Annotated in this window: 19 protein-coding genes; 13 read left to right on the top strand and 6 right to left on the bottom strand. The window is 52.5% G+C overall.

The annotated features are described in order from the left end of the window. Window positions 1-15: 15 nt before the first annotated feature. A complete protein-coding gene (locus PSE_RS04240; RefSeq protein WP_014283724.1) occupies window positions 16-990 on the bottom strand; it encodes a hypothetical protein in 975 nt (324 codons plus the stop codon). A 370-nt stretch (window positions 991-1,360) separates the two neighbouring features. Between PSE_RS04240 and PSE_RS04235 the strand changes: the two genes are divergently transcribed. From PSE_RS04235 to PSE_RS04220, 4 genes are all read left to right on the top strand, one after another. Further along, window positions 1,361-1,672, top strand: a complete 312-nt coding sequence (locus PSE_RS04235; protein ID WP_014283722.1) for a hypothetical protein — start codon at window positions 1,361-1,363, stop codon at window positions 1,670-1,672. A gap of 23 nt (window positions 1,673-1,695) precedes the next feature. After that, window positions 1,696-2,133: a cysteine rich repeat-containing protein gene (locus PSE_RS04230; RefSeq protein ID WP_014283721.1), complete on the top strand. Its 438-nt coding sequence runs from the start codon at window positions 1,696-1,698 to the stop codon at window positions 2,131-2,133. A 405-nt stretch (window positions 2,134-2,538) separates the two neighbouring features. Then, entirely contained in the window at window positions 2,539-2,811 is a 273-nt protein-coding gene (locus PSE_RS04225; RefSeq protein ID WP_162097433.1) for a hypothetical protein, read from the top strand. Window positions 2,812-2,852: 41 nt separating this feature from the next. Next, window positions 2,853-4,631 carry a M10 family metallopeptidase C-terminal domain-containing protein gene (locus PSE_RS04220; protein WP_148266084.1) on the top strand — a complete coding sequence of 593 codons (1,779 nt, stop codon included), beginning with the start codon at window positions 2,853-2,855 and terminating at the stop codon, window positions 4,629-4,631. 60 nt (window positions 4,632-4,691) lie between these two features. On the opposite strand, the gene PSE_RS04215 is transcribed toward PSE_RS04220, so the two are convergent. After that, window positions 4,692-5,276, bottom strand: a complete 585-nt coding sequence (locus PSE_RS04215) for a DJ-1/PfpI family protein (RefSeq protein ID WP_014283717.1) — start codon at window positions 5,274-5,276, stop codon at window positions 4,692-4,694. Between the two features lie 238 nt (window positions 5,277-5,514). Here PSE_RS04215 and PSE_RS04210 point away from each other — a divergent pair, with 238 nt between their 5' ends. Further along, window positions 5,515-5,991 carry a hypothetical protein gene (locus PSE_RS04210; protein ID WP_014283716.1) on the top strand — a complete coding sequence of 159 codons (477 nt, stop codon included), beginning with the start codon at window positions 5,515-5,517 and terminating at the stop codon, window positions 5,989-5,991. Window positions 5,992-6,038: 47 nt separating this feature from the next. On the opposite strand, the gene gltS is transcribed toward PSE_RS04210, so the two are convergent. Beyond that, window positions 6,039-7,256 (bottom strand): sodium/glutamate symporter, encoded by a 1,218-nt coding sequence (gene gltS / locus PSE_RS04205; RefSeq protein ID WP_008548638.1) that lies wholly within the window; start codon window positions 7,254-7,256, stop codon window positions 6,039-6,041. Between the two features lie 203 nt (window positions 7,257-7,459). Here gltS and PSE_RS04200 point away from each other — a divergent pair, with 203 nt between their 5' ends. Beyond that, window positions 7,460-8,278, top strand: a complete 819-nt coding sequence (locus tag PSE_RS04200; protein ID WP_041767945.1) for a methyltransferase — start codon at window positions 7,460-7,462, stop codon at window positions 8,276-8,278. Between the two features lie 162 nt (window positions 8,279-8,440). Continuing rightward, window positions 8,441-9,403, top strand: a complete 963-nt coding sequence (locus tag PSE_RS04195) for a 2Fe-2S iron-sulfur cluster-binding protein (protein ID WP_014283714.1) — start codon at window positions 8,441-8,443, stop codon at window positions 9,401-9,403. A 7-nt stretch (window positions 9,404-9,410) separates the two neighbouring features. On the opposite strand, the gene PSE_RS04190 is transcribed toward PSE_RS04195, so the two are convergent. Both PSE_RS04190 and PSE_RS04185 read right to left on the bottom strand, forming a co-directional pair. Then, window positions 9,411-12,329 carry a bifunctional diguanylate cyclase/phosphodiesterase gene (locus PSE_RS04190; RefSeq protein ID WP_008548206.1) on the bottom strand — a complete coding sequence of 973 codons (2,919 nt, stop codon included), beginning with the start codon at window positions 12,327-12,329 and terminating at the stop codon, window positions 9,411-9,413. A gap of 196 nt (window positions 12,330-12,525) precedes the next feature. Next, entirely contained in the window at window positions 12,526-12,990 is a 465-nt protein-coding gene (locus PSE_RS04185) for an Rrf2 family transcriptional regulator (RefSeq protein ID WP_208608943.1), read from the bottom strand. Window positions 12,991-13,323: 333 nt separating this feature from the next. Between PSE_RS04185 and PSE_RS04180 the strand changes: the two genes are divergently transcribed. From PSE_RS04180 to PSE_RS04155, 6 genes are all read left to right on the top strand, one after another. Further along, complete coding sequence (locus tag PSE_RS04180; protein ID WP_083841546.1) at window positions 13,324-14,658, top strand: globin-coupled sensor protein; 1,335 nt, start codon at window positions 13,324-13,326, stop codon at window positions 14,656-14,658. A 435-nt stretch (window positions 14,659-15,093) separates the two neighbouring features. Next, window positions 15,094-16,440 (top strand): substrate-binding protein, encoded by a 1,347-nt coding sequence (locus tag PSE_RS04175; protein ID WP_193384386.1) that lies wholly within the window; start codon window positions 15,094-15,096, stop codon window positions 16,438-16,440. A gap of 221 nt (window positions 16,441-16,661) precedes the next feature. Then, entirely contained in the window at window positions 16,662-17,690 is a 1,029-nt protein-coding gene (locus PSE_RS04170; RefSeq protein WP_014283711.1) for a branched-chain amino acid ABC transporter permease, read from the top strand. Window positions 17,691-17,693: 3 nt separating this feature from the next. After that, on the top strand, window positions 17,694-18,848 hold the full coding sequence (locus PSE_RS04165; protein ID WP_008548761.1) for a branched-chain amino acid ABC transporter permease: 1,155 nt from the start codon (window positions 17,694-17,696) through the stop codon (window positions 18,846-18,848). A gap of 12 nt (window positions 18,849-18,860) precedes the next feature. Beyond that, window positions 18,861-19,616: an ABC transporter ATP-binding protein gene (locus PSE_RS04160; protein ID WP_008548698.1), complete on the top strand. Its 756-nt coding sequence runs from the start codon at window positions 18,861-18,863 to the stop codon at window positions 19,614-19,616. Next, on the top strand, window positions 19,613-20,392 hold the full coding sequence (locus PSE_RS04155) for an ABC transporter ATP-binding protein (RefSeq protein ID WP_008548317.1): 780 nt from the start codon (window positions 19,613-19,615) through the stop codon (window positions 20,390-20,392). Before PSE_RS04160 ends, PSE_RS04155 begins: the two co-directional genes overlap by 4 nt. Window positions 20,393-20,578: 186 nt before the next feature. Here PSE_RS04155 and PSE_RS04150 read toward each other — a convergent pair whose 3' ends face one another. Further along, window positions 20,579-21,574, bottom strand: a complete 996-nt coding sequence (locus PSE_RS04150; protein WP_041768867.1) for a hypothetical protein — start codon at window positions 21,572-21,574, stop codon at window positions 20,579-20,581. Between the last annotated feature and the right edge of the window lie 6 nt (window positions 21,575-21,580).

The following is a 21,580-nucleotide window of genomic DNA, read 5'->3' as shown; positions in this document are numbered from 1 at the left end:
CTGAACTGTTGCAAGCTACTTCTTGCCAGATTTGCCTTTTGGCGGAGCTTTGGGCTTTGGCTCTTCTTTGAAGCAGGCTTTCATCTTTTCAACTTCAGCCTTCAGCTTTGGAATGTCAGAACGAACAGACTTGACCTTGCCGTTCTTGAGGGCTGCGTCGACTTTGGTCATGATTTTGTTTGCAGCTGCTTTGTGCTTGTCAAAATCCAGCTTTTTCTGCGGATCGGCCAGTGTCGCAAGTTTGCCAGAAAGCTTCTTGATTTCTTTGCGCGCATCTTCAACTGCGGCCTGATACTGCTTCTTGCGCTTCGCAATTTCCTCGCTGTTGCCAGGCTGTAGATCCAGCATCACGGTTTTGGCTTCTTCCAGTTCCTCTTCTGCTTCTAGGAACTTGTCCGCCTCCAATGTCTTTAGGGTCTGATCAAGGCCTGCCTTGGCTTCCTCGAAGATATCCTGAAACTCTTCGCGCGCGTTGTCGTCCTGGATCTTATCTTTTTCCTTGCCCAGCTCTTCCAGCTCAGCTTTTGCTTCATCAATCTTGGCACGCAGCTCTGCGAAGGCTTCTTCCGGATCTTTTGCTGAGGAGTAATAAGCCGCTTCCAGCGCGTCCCTCATGAACTCCAGCTGGTCCACCGCATCTTTGAGTGCATCACTTGCACCGCCCCTACCCGCACCGGCCTGGGCCTTATCAATGTTACTGTCTACGGCAACGTAGGCCTGATCGAAATATCGCAGCTGCTGTGCCAGATCGCGGTCGAGCTTGGCCTTGCCCTCGATCTCTGATCGTCTGGCGTAGGTGGCATTCAGTGTTTTTCGGAGATAATCAACATGCTCTGCAACAGGCGTTTTGCCATCAATGCGCAGGTTTTCTTTCTTGGGGCGGTCGAAGTTTGTTTTGGGTCCATCCCATTTGAGATTACAAGCGCTTAGGACTTCTTCAACCCATACATCAACCTCTGGAGAGATTGTTTGTTCGTCTACGTCAGACATATAGCAACTCCAGGTCAAAGGCGGTTACTGCTCAAAATTTTGCGGCATTATGCTTTGCTTCGAGCCATTTGAGTTCAGATTCCCTTGTTTGAGTGAAAACGGTTTGAAAGAGATGCCTCAAGCTTTGGGCAAACTTGAAGTGTTTGCCCCATGAAGCCTTGAGGCTGACTTGAAGCGAGGCCTCCCCCACCACTTTCAGACCCCAGATGGCTAAAACGCGATTGCACGCCGCAAGAGAACCCTAAGATTTGTGCCCAAGCATCAGCGCAGGCGCGAAAGCCAATGGCTGATGCGATTGGCGACAACACCAGTGCAGCTGTTGATGTGTCTGGTCTGGTGCCGATGACCGCATCAATAAAGGGAAACAAACATGCGACTGAAGTTACTCGCAGCAGCAGTCATTGCCGGTTCACTCGGCTATACCAGTCAACTCGACTTTGCAGATGCTCCAATGGGTGTCTCTCTCTTCTTTGGGATTGGCAAAGCCAACGCTCAGAACCCGCAAATCAATCAGTCCCGACGCGTCGCTCGCCGGACGTCACGCAGAACCTCCAGACGCACCAATTACCGCCAATCCATCTCGGGCTGCACACCTTACAACTCTTATTACAATTGCGGCGGCGTTTACTACCGGCCTGTCGTGCAAGACGGAGTAACCGTCTATGTGGTTGTTAATCCTTGATTTTACTGTTTTGGAGATCTGATATGATGAAATCAGTTAGCACTGCTTTGCTCGGCGTTGGCCTGATGTTTGCCGCCACCAGCTTCAATGCCTCCGCGCAGGATGCGACCAGAGGTGTGTTTCAGGCCTGTGAGCCGGAGATCAAAGCTCATTGCAGCGAGGTGACACCCGGTGAAGGACGCATCTTCGCCTGCATGTACGCCTATGAAGACAAGCTGAGCGCCAAATGCTCTCATGCAATTGATGATCTTGCTGATGCAATGGACTTCCTGTTTGCCAATGCCAATGAGGCTCTTGCAATCTGCGCGCCTGATATTGAGGCACAATGCTCAGAGACAGAGGTAGGCGGAGGCCGCATTCTGACGTGCCTGAGTGAAAAGCAAGACAACGTCGGTGCTGAATGCAAGCAAGTGATTGATGTCTTCAGCGAGAAGTTTGGCTTGAAGGATGACGGCTCCTAATAGTCTGCATGAGTTGCTGGGCGAGTTGATCCGCTTGCCCAGCCTCCTGCTTTCCAGCTTTTTCTAATGAAGAAAACTAAGCCAGCGCACTTTCCGCGAAACAATATTATCTGCACAACGCATGTTTTATTATAAAATAATGCACGATAAATCTGCCTAATCTATCGATCGCGTCAGGAGACTGACGAATAATGCTTTTTGCATTTATTCCCTTAAAGATAATTCGTTTTTCTGACGCTACGTAAGTTGCTAGAAAAACTGCGTACGCATGATCATTACATAAATTGTGGAAGGTCATCGGTAGGAGCCATTTCTGCCGGTCATGGATCATTGTTGCTTGTTGCCTGACCAGTGTTTTGTTCTTCTCTGACGATCTGTGAGCTTTTGACCTGGATGCTGTGACACATGAAGACCACCAGATTGTTTTTTGCGGTTGTTGTTTTCTGTTTTTCCGTTTTTGGTGCGAAAGCCTCCATGCCGGTCAATCCTGACCGGCCCTACTCAGAAACCACCTGTTCCTATGCCATTGAACGGTTGAAGGAGGCTGTGGCTGGCAGCCCTTTGCAAAGTCGCAAAGAGCAACAGCGGACTGTTCAATACGCCACCGAGCAAGTGGAGCGTGCGTGCCTGGAAGATGCTGGGCGGACGGACAAACCACCGAAGCCCCAGCGGAAATGAACTCATTCATCTGAATGTCCATTTTTAAGCTGGAGAACAGAATGACAAATCTCTACGAGACCAGAGATGCCGCAGACGACGCGTCAACATCCTACCGTTTGAGGGACACGGGGCAGGATGCGCAGGGCACTCAAGACAATATCTTCGAGACGGTTCAAGGCACTATTTCCAACGATGGCGATCACGACTGGTATAAGGTTGAGCTGGTCACCGGGCAGACCTACACCTTTGCGGCCATTGGAACTTTTGATGGCGAGAGCCGATTGGTAGACCCTTATCTGCGCCTGCGCGATGCAGAGGGCAACCTGTTGATGGAAGACGATGATGGCGGGCCGGGAGCTCATTCCAGCATCACTTTTACCGCAACCACCAGCGGCACCTACTACCTTGATGTGGCGAGCTATGGCGAACAGGGAACCGGACAGTATGGCCTTTCTGTCGTGGAGGGCGACAAGGCTTATTATGATGGCAACATGGGTGCCGGTGCCTTGCTTCGTCCGGGTCTTTCGTGGAGTGGACCGGGCACGCCTGCGACCGTGACCTATGGATTCCGTGAGAACAACAACGGGGTTGAGGATACGTTTGCCCACGTGACGGATGCGCAGATTGCCGCCATTGAAGGCGTGTTGGCTTCTTATTCTGAAGTGGCCAACATCTCGTTTGAGCGGGTGAACCCGGACGGTTTCACGGATGATGCGACCATTCTGTTTTCTAATTATCACTCCACCACAGACGGGGCTGGCGCTTATGCCTACTATCCGGGCTCCGCGGAGGCTGATGCCTATGAAGGAGATGTGTGGCTGAACACAAACAGTGTCTCCACCGAAGAGCTGCCAACTGGATCCTACAGCCACTTTGCAGTGATGCATGAGGTTGGCCATGCGGTTGGACTGGCGCATCCGGGGGATTACAACGCCGGACCGGGTGTTCGCATCACCTATGATGATCATGCTCAGTTCAGACAGGATACGCAGCAGTATTCCGTGATGAGCTACTTTGATGAGAGCAATGCGGACTCCAATCTTGGTTACGGCGGTTTCCCGGACACTCTGATGCCACTGGATATTCTGGCTCTGCAGCAGCTTTACGGCGTGAACACCACCACCCGTGCGGATGACACGGTGTATGGCTACAACTCCAATGCCGGAGGTGTCTATGACTTCTCCGAGGGTATGCCGAGCGCACTGACCATCTGGGATGCTGGCGGGAATGACACCATCGATATGTCTGGCGCTGGCAAGGTGAACCAGATGATCAGCCTGATCGACGGCTCATTCTCTAATGTGGGCGGCGGCTTGAGCAATCTGGCGATCGCTTATAATGCCGTGATCGAGAATGCCATTGGCAGCGGCGGGAATGACACCATCATCGGCAACGCAGCTGGCAACACGCTGACGGGTAAAGCTGGCAATGACACATTGATCGGCAATGGCGGCAAAGACAAGCTGATTGGCGGAAATGGCCATGACACCCTGCGCGGTGGTTCTGGCAGCGACGTGCTGAAAGGTGGTGCCGGAGACGATACGCTGGATGGTGGTTCCGGGGCGGATAAGCTGATCGCTGGAGCAGGTGACGATACTCTTACTGGCGGTTCTGGCTCTGACAACTTCTGCTTCTTCAACGTGGGTGGCGATGACACCATCAACGACTTTGAACTTGGCAATGATCTTATCTCCATCAAGAGCCATATGGCAGAGTTTGCGAACCTAACCATCTTTGATGATGGCGGGGACACTGTGATCACCTTTGGAACCAACTCCATTTCTCTGGTGAACGTGGATGCTGCGCTGCTGAGCGAAAGTGACTTTGCTTTCGTGTAAACAGCCAGATCTGGTCAGTGCCCCTCCAACCCAGGGCACTGACTCAGCTTCTGAGATGACTTAGGCAACAATGGGTTCTTTGTGCTCCGCGGACAGCATGCCGTTGAACTGTGCAATGGCTTCTTCATTCAGCCCAGCGGCCTGGAATACAGCTTCGGTGAAGGATACAGGCGCCGTGCCCGGAGCGGTGATGATGTTTTGATCTGTTATGGTAGCCGGTGTTTGACGAAAGTATTCTGCACCAGCATAGCTCTTCACATTTTGCGGCAGAAACTCGGCGTTGTTAGACGTGTGTGCCACCTTATTGAGCAGGCCCGCTCTGGCGAGTGCCAGCGTGCCACCGCAGATGCCTGCAACCGCAACACCGCGCTGATGATTGGCTCGCAGCAGATCAGCAACATCCGGCGCCTGGTCGGTTTCCCAAATGGTGCCGCCAACAACAACGATGACGGTTGGCTCAAACGCTCTGATCTCATCCAGCTTACGTGAAACAACGGCAGGGAGGCCGCCCATGGACCTCACAGTCCCAGCTTGCGGCGTGAAGAACTCAACCTGCATACCAAAATAAGGACCGCCTGTTCCTGCAATCAGCGCGTATTCCCAATCCGCAAAGCCCTGGGTGAGGATCACTGCAATCTTCGTCATTTCCAATAGCCTTATGTGTAATCCATCCAATGGATCGTCTTAGTTATAAATATTTTGTTCACTATATGTTCCGAATCATATCCTGACCACCCTTTTCTTCTCAGGACAGCTAAACCGATGCCACCCCATCCCTTTACGCAAATTCCTTTGATCTGAACTACCACGCCCTTTCTTAGGGATTTTGGAAAGCCTCGAGATGTGCTGCGTTAATGGTCACCGTCTGGTTGGGGAGGCCTAAATGGGGCAATGGAAACTTCCTGTTCAGGCTGCAATCGCGGCACTGATGATGGGATGTGCCACGTTTGTTGCCTTTGCAGTCGATGGAAAACCACCACAGCATTATCCGGAGCTGGTTGGGCAATGGGTGGTGATCAAAAAGGATGCCGTATATTGGCATCGTGACATTCAAACCCAGGAAAACGGACCATCACATCTGCGGATCGATGAGCAGACTGGTCCAGTGTTGGAAGGGGTGTTTTTCTGGCAGGTAAACCCCGGCTCTGGCCGCGACCATGATGGGCGAAGTGAGGTGTCCAAGTCCAAAGAGCCCGTGATCGGAATGATCGGGTGGGACGGCGCCTCAATCACGCTGGTGGAGCATCCTGATACGGGTACGATGCAGGGGCGCATGATCAACTCAGACACCATGGAGCTGGTGCACTATGAGGCAGGGCCTTACGCTACGATCTCGCGTTATCTACTTGTTCGGCCTTAGATAACATCCAGATCGCTGCGATCTTCTAGTGGCTGGCGACGAGAGCCTCAAAGGGCGATCAGATTTGAGATCACCCAGGTGTTCATCAGGTCGATGAAGAAGCCGCAAGTCAGCGGAACGATGAGGAATGCCTTGGGTGATGCACCGAACTGGCGGGTAACGGAGGTCATGTTCAGTACTGCCGTTGCTGTGGAGCCGAGGGCGATACCGCCGAAGCCGGCAGAAATGACGGCAGCATCATAATCTTTGCCCATGGAGGTGAAGACAATGAAGATGGCATAGCCGACTGCCAAGGCGATTTGCAGTGTCATCACCAGTGCGACGAAGCCCATGAATTGCCAGACGACCAGAAGGTCCATGGTCATCAGGGCGATGCTGAGGAAGATGCCGAGGCTGATATCGGAGATCATCGCCATACCTTTTTCACGGCCAACGTTGTCATAGTTGCGGAACAGCAGGCGACCGGTGTTGTTGATGATGATGCCAGCAACGAGGATTGGCACGAACACCGGAATAACGACGCCTGCTTCCTGCAGGCCGAGGTACATCATATAGCCGATGAAGATGGCCATGTTGATGAAGAACACGGCGCCGAGAACGTCGTAATAATGTAGGTTTAGCTTGCCGTCGTCCTTGAAGTTCTGGCCGACAGCCTCATCAGTGCTGAGTGATCCGGCGAGTTTGTGTCGGCTCATAAGGAACTGGGCGATAGGGCCACCGATGATACAGGCCGAAACAATGCCGACGGTGTTGCAGGCAATGCCGATTTCCTGTGCGTTTTCAACGCCGAGCTCAGTAGCAAATATAGGCGCCCATGCCAGAGTGGTGCCTACTCCGCCAGAAAGAGAAACCGAGCCGGCGATAATGCCGGTGTGGACTGGGTAGCCGTAGAAGCTGGCAGCCCCCATGCCGACGAAGTTCTGAATGCCGAGGAAAACAGAGGAGATGATTATCAGGATCACAAGGGGTTTGCCGCCCGTGAGGAGATCGCTGACTTTTGCGCGTAGACCAATGGCGGCGAAGAAGTAGATCAGAAAGAAATCAATCGGTTCAGTCGAGAATTTGAATTTGACGCCCCACCATACTGTCAGCACGGTGACGAGGATCGCGCAGAGCAAACCGCCGGCCAGCGGGTCAGGGATTGTCAACTTTCGCAGGGCTACGTTTTTTCGAACAAGCTCACGCCCGACAAACAAAACAAGGATTGCGATCGTGATTGTCGTAAATGGATCAATCTCAATAAGCTCGGGTTGCGCAGCTTCCATGCGGGCCTCAACTGTTCACCAGCCTTGGTTCTATCAGTTCAGCCTCACCTCCCGTTTAAAAGTGAACAGCGTATTTTAATCGGGGTGATCCGTTTTATTTACTCTGATGCGGCAACAAAACCTTTTGTGCTGCGTAGATTTTCGAGAAGTTCTTGTGTAAGGAAGAGCGTCAATTTCAATATTACAGCGGCTCAACTGTCACCATGACACAACTAGACAATGAAGCACTTGCCGAAGCATATAACCGGGCTTTGGACTTGGAAAAAGCAGGCAAGTTTGATGAGGCTGCTGAGGCCTACAAGCATGTTCTGGAGTTAGATCCTGAAGATCATGGTGGCGTTGCGGTTCGTCTGGCAAGCATGGGCAAAGGCGCTTCGCCAACCAAGGCGCCGGATGCCTATGTCAGTACGCTGTTTGATCAGCATGCCGAAGTGTTCGACATGGTTCTGGTGGATCAGCTTGGTTACTCTGTGCCGCTGATGGTGCGAGACAAGATTGAGAAGCTGGAGCTTGGGGCATTCAAGCGCCTGCTCGATCTTGGTTGCGGAACAGGCCTTTCCGGTGAAGCCCTGCACGATCTGGTGCCTCATAAAACCGGCGTAGATATTGCTGAAGGCATGGTTGAGGTTGCGGACGAAAAGGAAATCTACGACGACCTTTATGTGGGCGAAGTGGTTGAGTTCCTTAAAGTTGATGAGGAAGAACGCTGGGATCTTATCGTCGCAACGGATGTGCTGCCTTACATGGGTGAGCTGGAAGAGTTCTTTGCCGGAGTTGCTGAGAACATTGAAGATAAAGGCGTTTTTGCATTTTCGTCAGAAACACTGCCAGCTGAGGTTCTGGTCGATCAAAACTTCATGGTTGGCAAGTACCATCGGTTTGCCCATGCAGAGAGCTATGTGCGGAACCTGCTGAATAAAAACGGCTTTTCTGTTCTTGATCTGTCACCAATCATCGTGCGCTACGAGCAAGGTGAGCCTGTACCAGGCCACCTGGTGATGGCGAAGTACGATAAGGGCTGAGCCGCGATAAAATAACTTCACAAAGGCGCGTGACTATTAATTGTTAAAATTGTATTAATGTCGCGAATGACTTAGATTTCCCACTAGGAAATAAGCGTGTAGTTATATAACCTGCACAACCTTAGATACGTAGGCCACATTTGTGGAGCAACATGGGTGCCCATGACCAGTCTGAATATCAATGGCAAATCAATTGATGCCAAGCTTGGTGAAACTCTTTTAGACGTCGCCGAGCGTGGTGGACTAGCTTTACAATGTGACTGCGGGAACATCACCTGCGAAAGCACACGTGTGACGGTGATATCCGGCGAGGTTGAGGCGAATGGCACACGGCTGAAAAGCACGGTGCTTGCCTGCAAAGCAACGGTTGCAGGAGATGCGGAGATCAAACTGCCAGCGTCTTCTGAGCTGCAATCACTCAAAGGGCATGTTTCTGCAATTCGTCAGGTCTCTGATGACCTTATCGAGTTGCGTCTGAGCTTCACCAAGCCAGTTTCCTGGCGTCCGGGCCAGTATTATCACGTTGAGTTTCGTGGTCAGGAACGGGTGAACATGTTCGCCAGCTTTGCGCTGGATGCGGGCACTGAGTTCAATACGCTGATTTTCCTGATTGAGCGGGCAAACACGCCAGATCTCTTCGCGATGATCGTGAAGAAGGGGGACGTGAAAGGCCGTGTTGGCATTACCGGCCCTTATGGTTCGTCTTTCCTTGGGCATGATGATGAGCGACTGATTATGATCGCCGGGCCGAACAGTCTGGCGCCGATCTGGGCGATGGCTCTCAGCTCTGTTATGGGCCAGCCGCGGCGTGAGAAGGTGCTCATCCTCGATAAGTCTCTGAAGCAGGATCAATTTCAACAGATGTTTAACTGGCTGAACCGCCGTGGTTTGCAGCCAACCTTTGTTGATCTGCAGGGCGAAAATGCCGAGACAGAGCTGAAAGCGCTGCTACCAGATCTGACTGAATTCGATATGGTGTACACCGCTGGATCTCATGGATTTATTGCGGGTCTCGAGGGCATCTTCGTTGAGGCGCTGGCGACTTATGCCCGCATTCCAAACTTCCAGCCATGGCATGAACTTGAAGCACAGCCAGACGATGCTTCTGCTTTGGAACCAGCTTAATAGCGCTTTAGCCAGCAGCTTTTTTCGTTAGCTTGGAGCTGTTTACCTGCTCTTCGAGCGGGATGCCGCGCGCTTCTTCCAACAGCCAGAACAGGGCCTGATTTGGTGGTGCTGGTTTGCCGAAGTAATAGCCTTGCGCTTCGGTGCAACCTTCCCGCTTCAGTTGCTCTGCAATCTCTTTGCTTTCAACACCTTCTGCCGTTGTGGCGATGCCGAGGCTGTTTGCCAGATCTATGACTGAATTCACGATGAAGTAGGCGTCCTCATCCTTGCTCATGCTCATCACGAAGGAACGGTCGACCTTGATGCGATCAAACGGGAACCGGCGCAGCGTGCTCAGGGATGAATAGCCTGTACCGAAGTCATCCATGGAGATCTTCACACCACTTTTCTGCAGTTTGGCAAGAGTTTGGCGTACGCGCAAATGGTCAGCCAAAAGCACAGTTTCTGTTACTTCCAGTTCCAGACGTCCCGGGTCCAGGCCAGTGCGTGCCAGCACATCATCGACAACAGGTAGCAACTGCTCGCAATAGATCTGGCGTGGAGAGAGGTTGACTGCGAGGTTCACCCGCTTTGGCCAGCCAGCCGCCAGAGAGCACGCCTCATCCAGCACCCAAGCGCCAATTTCAAGGATCAGGCCGGTTTCTTCTGCCAGAGGGATAAATTCAAACGGCGAAATGAAGCCGTAGCGTGGATGGTTCCAGCGCAGGAGTGCCTCAAAGCCGGAGATTTCACCTGTCGCCAAATTGACTTGCGGCTGGAAATAGACCTCCAGTTCGCGGTTTGCAGTGGCTTTGTAAAGGTCCGTAATGAGGGTCTGGCGCTGTTTGATTTTGGCTGCCATATCATCTTCAAAGAAGCGGAAGGTGTTGCGGCCATCATTTTTCGCCTGATACAGCGCGAGGTCAGCGAAGCGGATCAGCTCGTCAACATTCTGATGCTCTCGGCTGAACATGGCGATGCCAACACTTGCGGCGACCACGATCTCATGTCCCTCCAGGAAGCACGGAGAAGCCACGACTTTCAGCACCTCCTTCGCAAGCTGTTCCAACTGCTCCCGGGAGGCGGGCAGTTTGGAGAGAATGGCGAATTCGTCCCCTCCAAGACGAGCGACCATTTCTTTGTTCGTTACCTTCTCTCGCAGGATTTTAGCTACGTGGACCAATAGCTTATCGCCGACAGCATGACCCAGAGAGTCGTTGATGGTCTTGAACTCATCAAGATCCATCCAGAGGATGCCGAAGTGTTCGTCCTGCTCGAGCGCCGCCTGCTTCATTTCCTGCAGGCGCTCGTTCATCAGCAGGCGGTTGGGCAATTTAGTGAGGGCATCGTGAGTGGCGAGGTAGCTCAGATGGTCACTGATGCGCTGTCTGTCGGTGATATCTTCGAAAATCGCGACCCAACCGCCGCCATCCTGAGGTTCCAGCGTCATCAGAATGACCTGCTCACTTTGCAGTGTCAGAGTGAATGTGCTTCGAACGGTGCTGGGCCAGTGTTGTTGTGCGACGGAGTTTTCGCCTTCAGCCTCCAAAAACTCCTGCGCTAATGGCATGCATTGGACCATTTCGTCCCACGTCATGCCGATTTTGCCCTCACCCTGCTCACAAGCGAAGATATCGTCAAAGCGCTGATTGAACACGATCAATCTTTTCTGTGTATCGAACATACACAATCCATGGGACATGTTGTTCAATGCAGCGTCGAATAACGTATTTTGCTTCACCAATTCCTGCTCTTGCTTGCGCAGTTCCTTGTTCTTTCGCTGGATGTTGAGGCGCAAACTGTCGCGTTCGCGAGCGGAGGCTTGGAGCACTTTTACGGCGCGGGCGATCTCTCCAACCTCGTCCATTCTTCGTGTACCTTCCACCCGCACATCAAAGTTGCCGCCTGCCACATCAGACAAAGCATCGGCAATGCGTTGCAGTGGCTGGGACATCTTGCGGGAGACAAACAACGCTACAATGAAGATGATAAGACAGGCTGTGAAGCCAAGAACGATAAGTCTTTCAAAGGTTTGCGAGCTGGTTTCTTCCCCGACATTGCGCAGGCGCTCTTGGGCATCCAGCAGGACTTCCAGAGGCTTGAATGCGCAGATGACAAGGGGAGATGGGCCGTTATCGCAATACTCGAAGGCGGTGTTTAAGATCTTGAGTTTGCGAAGGTTTTCCGGCATTTGCAGGGCTTCTACCGGGGCATTGGGAGAGGCTCCGACGAGCTTGTTGTTGTAGAAGATGGCGATCTCAGCGCCGGAGATCTTGCTGTATTCGTCGATCACACCGGAGTTGAAGGGAAACCACCTCTGGGCAACCAACGCTCCGCGCCATTGTGTGCCGGGATCGATGAGCGAGGAGTAGAGCACTTGAGAGACGCCTGCATCAGGCTCTCCGGGGAGCAGCGGGCCGAACTGGGTGGCAGGTAGAAGCGTGTATCGTACGGCTGGGCCGGTGCCGGTAGATGGGGTCCATACGGTGCTAAGCGATTGTTTCAGATGGACTTTGAGCAACTGCTTCTGGATCAGACCTGGATCTGCACGCTTGGATGCCCCGACGATCTGGCCGCGATAATTCAGCAGGATGATGGCATCGAGCGGGGTGCCCTCTTGTACCAGCGAGAGGATGTTGACATCACCTGCCCAGACCCGGGTTTCTGCGGCTTTCACGATGTCACCGCGCTCGCCAATGGCGGACAGGCTGGCTGCGGTTTCGGATAGCTGAGACTGAATACGGTGTCTGACCAGCGCCACATCACGCTCCAGCGTGGTCGAGAACTGATTGACGGCGATCTGGGAGAGCTGCTCGCTTTGCAGCTGGAGGGTTCTTTCCCATTGAATTACAACGAGAAACGTCAGTGCGAAATAGGATAAAGCTATCGCGACAACAGAGATGATTGCGAGTTTCAGAGAAATTGAGTGCCGGACTCGTCTCATAGAAATTGCCTGCGCCGAACAGTTCGCTATTCGCCAAATGCACAAAAACCCCGTGCGTGCGGGCACAGAGGTCACATGAACAAGGTTTGATTGTCGCGGAACTGTCTTAAGCAGGCGTGAGCACTACGAAACTATGAGTTTTGTCGGTTAATGCTCACGAAAGCAGGTTGGTTAAATGCGCTTAAAATACATTAGGCTAGGCGGAAAGCTCGACTTTACGTTCGATATTTGACTCCACACTCGTTCTGATTTCATCTGCGTTTTCAATAATCTGCGTCAGGTTGATTGCATCCAGTTCTTCCATGAAGGAATCCAGCGCATGCTTGAGTTTACCTCTGAAGCGGCAGACGCCTTCAAGCGGACATGGTTTGGATGGACTGCAGGCAAAGCACTCTACGAGAGCAAAATTATCTTCAACATTCCGAATGAGTTTGCCGATGTTGATGGAAGCGGGTGCGTGAGCGAGCATGAGGCCTCCCAACCGCCCTCGCCTGGATTTGATGTAGCCTTTTCGGTTTAAAATCTGCACGACCTTGGCGACCTGCGGACGCCCACTGTTGGTTGCCTCAGACAAGCGGTCAATCGTCCACTTGTCGTTCCGGTTGACAGCCATGAGCATCAGTATGCGTACTGCTACATCTGTCATCCCAGTTAATTTCATAGGTACCTCGACCTTACTCTAAAGCTGAAATTGCTTCATCGAATTACAGTTAATAAAAACATTTGGGGTATTATTTTTATTGATGGACACCGGTCATATACTACAAAAGAGCAGTACTCGCATGGGAACATTGATCTCCATCAAAAGTTATCAAAATATAAATACAATTACCAACTACGCACATTCGAACCATTACGCCAAGGTAATTAGAATTTTGCTTCTATACTTAGCGTAAATAACTTTTTTCGCGTTTTTTTCTTTCGTGACCCCAGTATTTCCTTACGTAATAACTGAAAGAAACGAAAACTATGATTTGATAAATACGGACTTTTAATGAGCGAAACTATCGATGATCGGTTGAGATATCACAGTATATCTTCGACGGAATTGGAAGAACTTGGAAACTCTCAAAACATCATCATGGCGATCATGCCAGAGGTCTTGGATGAGTTTTACAGGCATATACGAAACTTCCCGGAAACTCTGAAGTTTTTCAAAAATGAAGCGCATATGCAGCATGCGCGGGAGAAGCAGTTTGAGCACTGGCGACTGATCAGTAGTGGCAAGCTGGATGAAGACTATGCTCAGTCCGTGCAGCGGATTGGCAGAGCGCATCAGAAACTGGGGCTGACGCCGCAATGGTACATCGGTGCTTACAGCAGATTAGGGAATCTGCTCAACAGTGCATTGCTGGAATACCTAGGGGGACGGTTGTTTTCGCGGTCCAGCAAGGCCAGCCGGAATCTGCCGGGCATTTTGAACAAGGTGATCATGCTGGATATGGATCTGGCACTGGCGGTTTATGAGCAGACAGGCGCGGATGAGCGTCGTGAGTTCCTGACTGATCTGGCAGAGCACTTTGAGGGATCTGTTGGGCAGGTCACCTCTTCCATTGCCAGCGCGGCGGATCAGCTGCATGGATCTGCGGTTTCGCTTTCCGGCAACTCTGAGCACACCAACCAGATCAGCTCCAGCGTGGCAGCTGCGTCTCTGGATGCGTCCCAGAATGTGGAGGCGGTGCGCAGTGCGACGGAGGAGCTGGGGACTGCTATTTCTGAGATTGCTGAGCAGGTTCACAAAACCACAATCACGGCTTCCAATGCGACGGATGCTACGACCAAAGCGTTCCAGCAGGTCAACCATCTGTCTCAAGTGGCTGTCGAGATTGGCGATATCATTGATTTGATTACCCAAATATCCGAACAGACCAACTTACTGGCCCTCAACGCAACCATTGAAGCTGCACGTGCAGGTGAGTTGGGCAAAGGCTTTGCTGTTGTCGCGCATGAGGTGAAATCACTCGCACAGCAAACAGCGAACGCCACCGTACAGATCAGCGATCAGATCTCTGGGATTCAGGAAAGTACGAGTGAATCGAAAGAGGCGATCTCTGAGATTAAGGTGATCATTGAAGAAATGAGCTCCAGCGCTAACGCCATTGCCAGTGCAGTGGAGGAACAAGGCATCGCGACGCAGTCCATTGCGATGAACATTCAAGATGCGGCTATGGGCACGAGTCAGGTCTCTGAAAGCATCGGTCAGGTGCAGCGGGCGGCAGATGAAACCGATAAAACGGCTTCAGGTGTTTTGGATGCTGCACAAATTTTGTCCAATCAGGCTGCGGATCTTCGGTCTTCTGTTGGTACATTTCTTGGCAATCTGAGATAGAGCGGCTTTCGCACTTGCATTAGCTGCATCACAAAAAACTGGTGTTTGTCTTTCATTGATAGGACAAACACCAGCACCACATATGCAACAAGCACTTTTATCAGTTTTCTATAAAATATCAGTAGATTGCAGTTTTCAATCTCACCTTCCCTAAACTGTATAAATTTCGCCTAAGTCACTTTTGCAGTGCAACACCAATCAAAATATCATTTAGACAAAAGAATTACAGCAAATAATTGAATCTTACTTGGTATTAACCTTTGGTTTAAAAACCATAAGTCGAATTGCGATTCATTATACTACCGAACTAGGCTTTCCTTTGCGTGAGCTGACGTAACTGTTTTTCGTGAACAAGGAACAGTGATGGCAGCGGGTTCTTAGGAGGACGGAGCCCTCTCACGTCATTTCGGGCATTTTGCCCTTCGGGAGGATTTCATGAGCATTATTCGTAGGCCGATGAATCGGCGTAGTCTATTGAAGGCGGGTGCAGCCAGTGGCCTGGTTCTCGCTACACCAACAATTATTAGTCGCAGTGCATGGGCAGAAACCAATTTCCGCAATGACCCAACAAACTCCAAAAGCGTTACGTTTGGTTTCAACGTGCCGCAGACCGGCGCATATGCTGATGAAGGTGCAGACGAACTGCGCGCTTATCAGCTGGCTGTAAAGCACCTGAATGGTGATGGCGACGGTGGCATGCTGAACACCATGAAGCCGCTTTCTCTGAACGGTAATGGGGTTCTTGGCAAGAAAGTTGAGTACGTTACCGGTGATACTCAGACCAAGTCTGACGCTGCGCGTGCATCTGCCAAGCGCATGATCGAAAAAGACGGCGTTATCATGTGGTCTGGTGGCTCATCTTCCGGCGTGGCGATTGCTCAGCAGTCTCTGGCGCAGGAAATGGGCGTTGTTTACATGTGTGGTCTGACCCACTCCAACGACACCACCGGTAAAGATCGTCGCCGTTATGGCTTCCGCCATTTCTTTAACGCTTACATGTCCGGTGCTGCGCTTGGCCCAGTGCTGAAAAAGGAAATGGGCACTGATCGCCGCGCTTATCACCTGACAGCTGACTACACCTGGGGCTGGACACAGGAAGAGTCCATCGCCAACACCACAGAAGGCCTTGGCTGGGAAACCGTCAACAAAGTCCGCACCCCACTGGGTGCTGGTGACTTCTCCCAGTACATCGCGCCAGTTCTGAACTCCGGTGCGGATGTTCTGATCCTGAACCACTACGGTAAGGACATGATCAACTCGCTGACACAGGCTGTTCAGTTTGGTCTGCGTGACAAGGTTGTGAACGGCAAAAACTTTGAGATCATCGTTCCGCTGTACTCCCGCCTCATGGCGCAGGGTGCGGGCGAAAACATCAAAGGCATCTATGGCACAACCAACTGGAACTGGTCCTTGCAGGATGAAGGTTCCAAGGCCTTTGTTAAGTCGTTCGGCCAGGAGTATGGCTTCCCACCATCTCAGGCCGCACACACCTGCTACGTACAGACTCTGCTTTATGCAGATGCCTGTGAGCGTGCGGGTACCTTCAATCCAGCAGAAGTTATCAAAACTCTGGAAGATCATCAGTTCGACGGTATGGGCAACGGTCCAACCCTTTATCGCGGCGCTGATCACCAGTGCTTCAAGGACGTGCTGGTCGTGAAAGGGAATGAGAACGCAACTTCTCAGTTTGACCTTCTGGAAGTTGTTGAAGTTACGCCAGCCTCTCAGGTCACCTATGACCCAGAGATCTTTGGTGGCGAGCTGGGGCCTTACAAGGTCTAACAGCACCATTCTGCCCGGCTGCATCCGTTTTGCAGCCGGGTCATGGCTCCCGCATGAACCTTTAATGTTCCGCAATGGATGCCTCGCACCCTCTCACGGATTTAAAGAGACTTGCCGTCAAACTGATCAGGCAAAACGCTTTAATCTTTTGTTTTGGCGTATCTTTTCCGATTACCGGTTTCTATTTTTTCGGGAGTGCGCCCTAAAAGGGAGAAGAGCGGATGGACGCCATCGTTCTTCAAATTCTCAACGGCCTTGATAAGGGCGGTGCCTACGCTTTGATTGCGCTTGGGCTCACGCTGATCTTCGGTACGCTTGGAGTTGTGAACTTCGCCCACGGGGCTCTGTTTATGCTTGGTGCGTTCTGTGCCGTTGCTTTCAACCACCTCATCGGCCTTGAGCAAGTTGTTGTTGATCCAACCAAAACAACGGCATGGGGCACACCTTTGGAAACCCGCGTGCCCTACATTGAAGCGTGGCTGGGCGACACGGGCACGGCAATGCTGAACTACTCTGTTCCATTGTCCATTCTGCTGGCCATTCCGGTGATGCTGCTTGTTGGCTACATCATGGAGCGCGGCCTGATCCGCCACTTCTACAAGCGACCACATGCGGAACAGATCCTTGTCACGTTTGGCCTTGCAATCGTTCTGCAAGAGATCATCAAGACATATTTCGGGGCCAACCCAATCCCACAAGCAGCACCAGACATGGTGCGCGGTGCGATGGATCTAGGGGTTCTGATTGGCTTTGATCCGGGAACCGTGGTTTATCCGCAGTGGCGTATCGTTTATCTGTTCTTCTCGCTCAGCGTCATAGGTGCAGTGTTTGCCTTCTTGCAGTTCACAACCTTCGGGATGGTGGTTCGCGCTGGCATGGCTGACCGGGAAACTGTTGGCTTTCTGGGCATCAACATTGAGCGACGCTTTACGCTGGTTTTCGCCATCGCTGCTGTGGTCGCCGGTTTGGCTGGCGTCATGTACACGCCCATTTTGCCGCCGGACTATCACATGGGCATGGACTTCCTTGTGCTGTCGTTTGTGGTGGTGGTTGTGGGCGGCATGGGCTCCCTGCCCGGTGCGGTTTCGGCTGGTTTCCTCCTTGGCATCTTGCAGAGCTTTGCGAGTATGAATGAGGTGAAGACCATTCTACCCGGCATCGACCAGATCATCATCTATCTTGTTGCAGTTATTATCCTTCTGGTTCGTCCGCGTGGACTTATGGGCCGCAAGGGTGTGATGGAGACCTGAGCCATGACGACCAACATTTCTCCTCGCTCCGACCTGCTCATGTTTGTTCTGTTTGCCGCTGCAATCCTGACCATGCCGCTGTGGCTGGCACCGATTGGAGCTGGTTATCCGGATCTATTGCAGAAATTTGCGATTTTCGGCCTGTTTGCTCTTGGCTTCAACCTGCTGTTTGGCCTCACCGGCTATCTCAGCTTTGGTCACGCAGCCTTTCTGGGCATCGGGTCTTACGCCGCGGTCTGGAGCTTCAAGTTGCTGGGTATGAACCCACTTCCAGCACTGCTCTTTTCCGTGGTGTTTTCCAGCCTCTTTGCGGTGGCAATTGGCTATATTTCGCTGCGCCGATCAGGGATTTATTTCTCCATTCTGACGCTGGCCTTTGCGCAGATGAGCTATAATCTGGCTTATTCCGTGCTCACCCCAATCACCAATGGCGAGACAGGCCTGCGGGTGTTGCAGTCTGATCCACGGTTGTTTGATGGGGCGTCCGCCTCTTCCGGTCCGCTCATCTCCAACCTGTTTGGCATTGAGATGACTGGTTACTCGGGCTTTTATTTCTGCGCAGTGCTGCTCATCATCGGGTTTTACATTTCGCAACGGATCTTCCGCAGTCCGTTTGGCATGATGCTTCGGGCAGTTAAATCCAACCAAAACCGCATGAGCTATACCGGCCTGAATACACGGCCTTACACGCTGGCTGCCTTTGTCATTTCCGGTACGTTTGCTGGTGTGGCGGGTAGTCTGTTGGCCGTTACCGATCCATTGGCTGGTGCTGAGCGCATGCAGTGGACAGCATCTGGTGAGGTGGTGCTGATGACCATTCTGGGCGGTGCTGGCACGTTGCTTGGGCCGATCCTGGGTGCAGGCCTCATCAAGTACTTTGAGAACATCTTCTCTGCCTACAACGAGCAGACATTGCATGCGATTTTCTCGTTCCTACCTGATTTCATGGAGGGACCTGTGGTCAGCATTGCGAGCCTATTTGTGGGTGAAGGGTGGCACCTGACGCTTGGCTTGCTGTTCATGGTGATTGTGATCTTCCTGCCCGGTGGCATCATGGAAGGCTTTAACCGGATCTCCAAGATGTTCCGTGGCAAGCCTTCACGCCGGAAAGGCGCAGGTCGTTCGCATGCACCAGCATCAGCCAATGCTGCGGAATAAGGGGAGGCAACCATGGAAATTCTTAGTGTTAAGGGCGTGAACAAGCGCTTTGGTGGCCTCAAAGCTCTCAATGATGTGAATCTTTCCATCGAGCAGGGTAACGTACATGCCATCATTGGCCCCAATGGCGCGGGCAAGTCCACCTTGCTCAACTGCTTTGTGGGGCGGCTGATCCCTGATACCGGGTCTGTGACCTTTCTGGGTAAGGATCTAATTGGCGCAAAGCCGCATGAGATCAATCAGGCGGGCGTGTCCCGTGTGTTCCAGACTCCCGAGATCTTTGGCGACCTGACCCTGCTGGAAAACGTGATGATCCCAACGCTGGCCAAGCGGGATGGTGCCTTCACCATGAATGCGTGGGCTCGTGTGGATGGCCAAGCGGAGATCCGCGACAAGGCCATGCATCTGCTTGAGGATGTGGGGCTTGCCGAGAAGAAGGACATGACGGCGGACTCGCTCTCGCGCGGTGATAAGCGGCGGCTGGAGCTAGCGATGTGTCTGGTTCAAGACCCGAAGCTTCTACTGCTGGATGAGCCGACGGCGGGGATGTCCCGTGCGGATACCAACAACACCATTGATCTGCTGAAGCGCATTGGTGAGCGTGGCATCACCAAGATCGTCATTGAGCATGACATGCATGTGGTGTTCTCCCTTGCCAGCAAGATCAGCGTTCTGGCGCAAGGCACAGTGATTGCTGAGGGGCAGCCGGAGGACATCAAGGGCGATCCGCGCGTTCAGGAAGCTTATCTGGGAGGGGCGCACGTATGACCATTCTCGAAGATCAATTCAAAGGCGCGAAGGCTCCCGGTGTTTCGCCAGTTCGCTCCAAAGGTGGTGCTCCGGCGTACTTCTCCGCCTGGGATCTGCATGCGTACTACGGTGAAAGCTATATCGTTCAGGGTGTTAGCTTTGATATTCGTGAGGGCGAAATCCTTGCGCTGCTGGGGCGCAATGGTGCTGGTAAGACTTCGACCTTGCGTGCGATTGCGCGTGCCAGTGACCCACAGCTGACCCATGGCGAGATCTGGCTGGATCACAAACCGATCCACGAGATGCCGAACTATATGGCCGCCCAGAACGGTATTCAGCTGGTGCAGGAGGATCGCCGGATCATTCCGGGGCTGACGGTGGAAGAGAACCTGCAGCTGGCTCAGATTGCTGAGCCGCATGGCTGGTCGATCGAGCGGCTTTACGATCACTTCCCTCGCCTTGCTGAGCGCGCCAAGCAGGAAGCGGTAACCATGTCAGGTGGGGAGCAGCAGATGCTGGCCGTGGCTCGTGCGTTGGCCCGTGATGTGAAGCTGCTGCTGCTGGATGAGCCATATGAAGGTCTTGCTCCGGTGATCGTTCAGGAGATTGAGCGCATTCTTGAGAACGTGAAGGAGCTGGGCATCACCACAATCATCGTGGAGCAGAATGCGGTGGCGGCGCTGCACCTTGCAGACCGCGCGGTCATTCTGGACATGGGCGAAGTGGTGTTTGATGGCACGGCACAGGAAGTGCTCGACAACGAAGAGCTTCGACAAGCTTATCTGGCTATTTAGGCGTCAGCTCCGCAAAAGCAGTTTGGGCTAGAACTGAGTCTGCAACTTGCTTTGTTTTACAGCGAGATTTCCGGGCGTTCTTCAGCATGTCCGGAGTCCCGATCAAGTTCCCCCAAGGGCTATTGACCCTTTACCTGAGCCAGAGGATTCGTTCCTCTGGCCTTTTTCTTTTTCAGGCTCAATTTCTCAAAGTGAGCTCAGGAACTGCTGATAGCTCATAGGTTCCAAGCGGTTTGGTTCATTGCCCGCAAAACGATCCTGCCAGAAGCTGAGATAGAGGCTGGAGAAGTCGAAGGTCTCATTCAGAATGCGCTGTTTTTCTTCCAGCAAGCGCTCCTTGGTTAGCTCGCTCCACTCCTTTAGAACTACAACGGGCAAGCCTTCGTACAGCGAGTTCAGACTTGAGGACTTGACGATGGGAATGGCACCGAGGAAGAGGGCTTCCCATGTGCGATGGCAATCCATGCCCTCCCCGAAAGGGCTGATTGTGAAGAGGAACTGAGCATTCTTGCGCCAGGACAGCTCACGGGGGAGATGCTCGTTTTCGTAATAGGCGACGGTCTCACCAGCAACTTCCATCACCTCGGCACGATCTCCCCGATGTGCGGCATGGTGCCAGTTGCAGTAGCCACGGAGTTCGCGGTCTTCCAGAGCTGGCGCCTCAGCAACAACAGCGCGCAAACGCTCCTCCTGCTCCAGCGGAGTTTGGAAGGCGCCCCATGCGTGGGATTTGCGAGCAGTCATGGTGTGGTAGTCCAAGCCGATGGGCAAGTTGAAGACCTTCTCATGCTCGATGGCAAGGTTCTGCGCATACCACGCGATGAGGAGCGGGTGAGACAGTAGGTTTTTCAGATCGAGTGAGGATAGTGTATTGGGCAGTGTCGTATCTGGCCCAATGGGCAGATCGCTGTCGCCACTCAGCAGCACGAAAGGTTCGCGGATATGCAACAGCTTGGTGCGCACGAAGTTAGGCAAGGCATCTGTGGTGACATAAAGTGTGGCCCCTTCGCGATGATTTTCCAACAGGTCTTCATCCAGCTCAGGTACCGAGGATTTCAGCTTTCGGTTCCGGCTGGTGCAGCTTTTAGCGAGGCCTCTGCTGGAGATGAACTTGCAGTGGTTCTCCTCTCTGTCTCGCGGCATCCATTGATAGGATTTGTAGTGCAGCAATGATAAGACCAAACAACC

This window comes from Pseudovibrio sp. FO-BEG1 (genome assembly GCF_000236645.1).
In the GTDB taxonomy this organism is placed as follows: Bacteria; Pseudomonadota; Alphaproteobacteria; order Rhizobiales; family Stappiaceae; genus Pseudovibrio.
This window is presented reverse-complemented; position numbering and strand designations above follow the sequence as displayed.